The sequence below is a fragment of the Salinihabitans flavidus genome, from assembly GCF_900110425.1.
GTDB classification, from domain to species: domain Bacteria; phylum Pseudomonadota; class Alphaproteobacteria; order Rhodobacterales; family Rhodobacteraceae; genus Salinihabitans; species Salinihabitans flavidus.
Map to the genome: position 1 here is coordinate 1 of NZ_FODS01000061.1, position 5,399 is coordinate 5,399.

Here is a 5,399-nt window from a genome sequence, read left to right on the forward strand (position 1 = left end):
CCGATGCGGCCACAGACCAACGGAATGGTGGAGCGCTTCAACGGCCGGATCGAAGATGTCCTGCAGAGCCACCGGTTCCGCAGCGGAGAAGACCTGGAACAGACCATCCTTCGCTATGTCCGGCTCTATAATGGCCAGCTCCCGCAATCAGTGCTCAAGGGCCGAACGCCCATCGACGCGCTCAAGGACTGGCATCGCCAGAAACCAGAAATCTTCAAGAAACGACCGTATAATCACGCGGGATGTGACAGATATCGTTAACAAGGTTAGGAAAGGACAATTTCAAACGGCGCTTCTTCACATTATCAGCCGCCCAGTGGTCGCAGGTAAAGTAAAATAGTCTAACAGTATTTGACATTGAAAGGTTCGCTCTGAAATCGCCATTCCGGCATAAGGTTGGGCTGCAGGCAACAAAAAATCAACCCGCCCTTTGTCTAAGTCTCCTAAGGGGCTGGCTGCCGTCTGAACTTGCCACATTTTCGACCGGACACCTGGGCCTGAACCAGGAGGCTTAGGCATATCCCTAAGCACGTGCTTATGTCTGAAGTTAAAATCATCACGGATGGTGGCCGTCGACGCCGCTGGAGTTCCGCGGAAAAGCTGCGGATCGTCGAGGAGACGCTGGACGGCAGGGAGAGCATCTTGGCCGTCGCGCGCCGCAATGGCGTGGCGCCCAATCGCGCCTTCCCTTGTGGACGCAGCATGGTAGCCATATATGCAGCCATCTCAAGTAGTCAATTTGTTGTTAACCAACAAGACAAATGAGTGGTATCTATAACTAGCTGCCAAAATAGCAGGCATCAGCCTTCCATTTTTTTTCTGCCCGCCGAGCGGGGAATGGGATATCAACAGGATGACTGCGAACCCCAGAACGATCGGAGCTATGAGGAAGGGTTTGAGCTAACGGGCCTGCGAGACGCATTACCCCCAATTGACAGCAAAAAAGTACTCGGCACAGCGCCGGTTTTCTTTTTTTTCGGCTTTCGCTTGCCCAATTTTGCAGGATGGGCCATAATTTCAGCAGCCTAAATCGCGAGGTAACAGCATCATTTACAGAGAAAACAAATGCAAGAGGCCTCCATGGAGGCCTCGCAAGATCGCCTGCCCTGAGCAGCTTTTGGATCGGTTTTTCGCATATGTGGAGTTTGTTGAGGAGAACCCTCTGTACGAAGACAAGATATTCAAGACCACGAACGGCATTGTGCGAGCCACGCTGCGGAAGGACCGCCCCATGACAATCGCCAGCTTTTGTATTTTCCTCGGCGTCACAACACAGGCTTGGCGCTATTGGCGAAAGAACCGCGATGACCTAGCCGAAGCGATAGAACTCATCGAGGACGCCACTTTTGTTTACAAGTTCGAAAGGGCCGCCGTTGGGATATTCAAAGCCAACATCATCAGCCGTGAATTAAGACGAGTATCCCACTAACAGTTAAAGGCCGCGGGCATAGCCCAGCTTGCTGAACTCAGTTGGCCTAGCGCCACTCAAACCAATTGAAGCCGGGTGTGCAAGTCGTGCTTCGCATAGAATCTGTGACCTGCATGCTCGAAACTGACATTTCGAATCCCTGCTGGTCCGCCACTTACCCCGCGAAAGCGTTCTCCCGATCCAGCCGCGGCCGAATTTTCTCGTTGTTTTCGAGGGTTATGCGGGAGGAGCTGAACACTGGCTCGGATGTTGGGAGGCGTGAAAGTGGTCTCTCAGGGCCGATGCTCTCCGGACCTAATGACTGCGATGTTTTGGTGAAGAGCTTGTAAGGCATTGACCGCCATGAATTTTCCGAATCGCGCACCTAAATACTTCGACGTCGGAGGCATTCGGTGAGATGGAACAGAAATCGAACGTTCGCTGTTGGCTCCAGTTTGAGCAACTTGCCGATTGCCGCGACGCGGACTCACCTGCGTTCTACACGATAGGCGGTTTGCGGCCATTCGCGAGCAGCGCGGCGAAGATGTCAGCTCAGCGGACATTTCGTGCTATTCGCCTCAGCCGCTCGCTCCACACTGCACCCATGAAAACATCTGAGCGTCGACACGGGCACATGTTATCAGATTGCCTTCGCGATCAGCGCGTTGATCTCACTGTGGCCACCCCAAGCCCGCTTGCAGGTCTTCTTTTCCACTGCTGTCAGATACCTCGAAGAGTACAGGATCGCGCTTCGGACGTAATCGGAGGGCTCGTCCTCGTAAGAGGTGCGCACTGTTCGCTTTTGCTGCGCTACGCCGTGCTTCGCGGCAAAAATTGCTGCCATGGCGCGCGTCTCTTTCGCCACGGTCCGATTCTGGAGCCATTGAAGGGCTGTGTTCACCGTCGCCCGTGTGACAGTTCTGGCGCGCAACAGCACCGCCAGCAAGAACATCCGCTGATAATCGGACACGGAGCCGTCGGCTACAAGCTCCTCAAGCGCGTCGACGACATCCTGCTCGGTCCGCACGAACGTAGAAATGTAGGAGAAGTACAGCCGCGTCTGGTGGGGTTTTTCCCGTATATTCCCCAGCACATGCGCAACCGCGCTGTCAGATTGGGCGGATCGTAGGATCGGCAGGCAGAACTTTTCGATCTGATCCTCCTGGTTCGGGTAGTCGCCGATGTTCTCCATCAGGCTCTCGACAGCGGCGTTCTCAAGATCCTCGCCGTCTTCCTCGTCCTCATGATCCTCTTCCTCCTCCCACTCGACCTCGAAGCCGTACGGACTGGCGCGTTCGTAGGTTTCGTCGTCCTCAATCTCCTCACGGATTTCATCGAACAAGCGGTCGATCGCAGTTTCCTCCCGGATCACCTCGCTGGCAGGCACGATCTTCGACTTGAATTCGTTGAGATGCAGGCCGTCCTTGCGTAGCGTTTCGATCAGGCTGCCGAGGCCCTTCCGCGCTTCGGCCTCCGATACGAAACCCATGTAGATGTCATCCACATAACGGGCAGACGGGACTTCAGCCAAATCGCAGTATGCGTCAAAATCGGACAAGAAGAAGTTACCAAGCGCGTCCGATGGATACACGCCCTGTATGATGCCGAACGCGTTCCGCTCGCGGAACGCCAGCATCATCTCCTCCAGTAGACTGACAATTTCAGGAGCACAGCCAGCCGCAGCCATTAGATTTACGAGGTGGTGCTGGGGTAGCCGCTCGAAGTAATTCGCGATGTCAGCCTTTAGAAGGAAGATGCTAATGTCGCAAATTTCGGCGACGCTGGTCTGAAAGGCTTCCCAACATTCGTGGTTAGGTTGGAACATGTGACTATCTTCCCCCGAAGGGACATGGCTGAAGGAGCGGGTACGGTCGAGCCCCTCTTCCAACTGGTCGATGATATCGTCGATGAGGGCCTGATACATGAAACGATCTGCAGGCCTCAGGATGCTTCCCGGCCGCGTAAAAAACCTCTCTTTTGGAACGCTCATAGTAATCGGCAATTCCGGCTGGTATGTCCCTGCTCTCAGCTTCTGCTTGAGCTGATCCCACAAGTCATCGCCCGCACGATTCAAAACTGCGTTGTAGTGTGGAGCGAGGATGAAATCGCTGCGAATATCTGTCTTCACGTGAGCGATAACGCTCTCGTGGTCGATCTGCAAAATCTTCCCTCGGTCGAGGCCCGGCATAGCATTACCCGCAAATTTTGACGCGATCACTCATTGCCTATCGACCTGAAGCCAAAGAGTCTATTGCTTCGATGTCTGGTCCGTCTCGCCGCCTTCCGCAGCCCCGAAATACTGGTGCCGGGCGGAGTGAGAGCAAAACCCGATCTGGCCCCTTACTCTTCACCGCTGATCTTGACCTTACAGGCGGCGAGCCCTGGAGCGTATCCTGTTCCGGGGGAGGTGCCAGTTGAAGGCATTGGTCGTGCGAAACAATTGGGACGGTCATTCGCTTCGGTGAGTAAGAAGGTCCGATAAGGGCCGATCATACGCAACCAGTGTCGCGTCTTGGTAGCGGTTAAAAACACCTCACTGAAAAGACATTGGTCGCAGCATGTCGTCGGTGTCAAATTTGAGCGCGGTGCGCCAGAGCGGGGTTTTAAATACATGACACACGTGCTTCCCGGCGCCGCCTTCGCGGGTCTCGATCAGTAATCCCGCCCATTCGAGTGGCCGCAGCACGCAAGATGAGAACGCGGCCATCTCTCGCCACCCCGCGGTGTGCCAATCCTGTGGCTCACCGTAGAAGGTTTCGAACAGGGCCGCCTCTGTCGTGCCATGATCGGCCTCCACGTTGATCACGTTCATCCAGACGTCCCATTTTCCGAAGGGGTGGTCGTCGAAGCGCGCATAGGAGGCGTGATCGATCCGCAGCACAAAGTATGGGATCAGCTCGGCAAACAGGCGTCCAGGGGCTTGCGCCAGCTCTGTGCCACGCTTGGTCAGCCGAAACTCCCCCTTGAAGTGACGTCCCAGACGCAGGGAAATCAGCAGGAAGTGCAGAACCTCGAGCGGGGGAAATTCATATTCATTGATCACCTTGTTGTAGCGGAACATCTCTTCTGCACTTTTGCCCGGCCAGTCGAAATGCTCGACGGCCCAGTGAACGAAGACGCGCTTGAAAGCCTTGGTTTTGGTCAGACCGATTGATCCGTTCTCTTGCGCATATTGCAGGGTCAGGAGAGCCCCCCGAAGCAGCGGAGAATGCGCGAGGTCGGGATGGTCATCGGCGAGAGTAGGGAATTCGATCATGCCAGGATGCTGCCACAGACCGCGCTGCAGTTCCATGATGTCCGCACAGTGTGAGTTCACCACCCCTGAGATTTTGCACCTGGGTAGGCGCCGGCGAGATGGTCTGGGAGATTGAACCCAAGAAAAGTGGCTGTAGCGCTTACTGTACGCCTCGTTCAGCTACCAATATCGCGTACAAAAACCTTGGGAAATCATGATGCTTCCGAGGTCACGCCCATCCTCCAGCCTGCAGCTAGCAATTTTGCGGTCGTAACTCGTTCTGCCGTTGAGGTAGCAGGTGATGGTCCTGCGATCGACGAGTTGCTGCATCTGTAGTGTGGCGCGGTCCCCGGCGTCTGTCCCACGTTCAGCACAGTCGAGCGAGCCGAAGCGAATAGGTATTGTCCGTCGTCATATAAAATGGGACATCAGAGTGGCTTGAACATTGGAGGCTCTGGTTCGGTTGTGTGATTGATTATGCTGCTTGTTTTTGATGTTGCAAGCGGCGCTGTCGGATCGTCAGGTTCTTGATCTTCTCCCTTTCTCTCAGAATGGCCTTGTCCCGGCCAAAGTAGACGTCAGCGGGTGTGACGTTTTTCAGGCTCTCGTGGTAGCGCTGGTTATTGTAGTAGTCGACGAAGTCCCCGATCTGTCGCTCGAGATGACCGGGCAGGTAGTAATTCTCCAGCAGAACACGATTCTTCATGGTCTGATGCCATCGCTCTATTTTGCCCTGGGTTTGCGGGTGGAATGGCG

General features: G+C 55.0%; 5 protein-coding genes and 1 pseudogene. 3 read left to right on the top strand and 3 right to left on the bottom strand.

Annotation, left to right across the window (positions count from 1 at the left end; genetic code table 11):
• From BMW66_RS19635 to BMW66_RS19645, 3 genes and pseudogenes are all read left to right on the top strand, one after another.
• Positions 1-261 (top strand): integrase core domain-containing protein (locus tag BMW66_RS19635; protein ID WP_139196328.1); only part of this gene is annotated, 261 nt, incomplete at its 5' end.
• 258 nt (positions 262-519) lie between these two features.
• Positions 520-708, top strand: a pseudogene (locus BMW66_RS19640) (transposase); the annotation flags it as partial.
• A gap of 388 nt (positions 709-1,096) precedes the next feature.
• Positions 1,097-1,429, top strand: a complete 333-nt coding sequence (locus BMW66_RS19645) for a terminase small subunit (protein WP_281242669.1) — start codon at positions 1,097-1,099, stop codon at positions 1,427-1,429.
• Positions 1,430-2,048: 619 nt separating this feature from the next.
• On the opposite strand, the gene BMW66_RS19650 is transcribed toward BMW66_RS19645, so the two are convergent.
• From BMW66_RS19650 to BMW66_RS19660, 3 genes are all read right to left on the bottom strand, one after another.
• Positions 2,049-3,596, bottom strand: a complete 1,548-nt coding sequence (locus BMW66_RS19650; RefSeq protein WP_093120856.1) for an RNA-directed DNA polymerase — start codon at positions 3,594-3,596, stop codon at positions 2,049-2,051.
• 345 nt (positions 3,597-3,941) lie between these two features.
• On the bottom strand, positions 3,942-4,700 hold the full coding sequence (locus BMW66_RS19655; protein ID WP_093120857.1) for a hypothetical protein: 759 nt from the start codon (positions 4,698-4,700) through the stop codon (positions 3,942-3,944).
• A 418-nt stretch (positions 4,701-5,118) separates the two neighbouring features.
• Positions 5,119-5,399: integrase core domain-containing protein (locus BMW66_RS19660; protein WP_139196255.1), on the bottom strand; the 281-nt coding region annotated here is incomplete at its 5' end.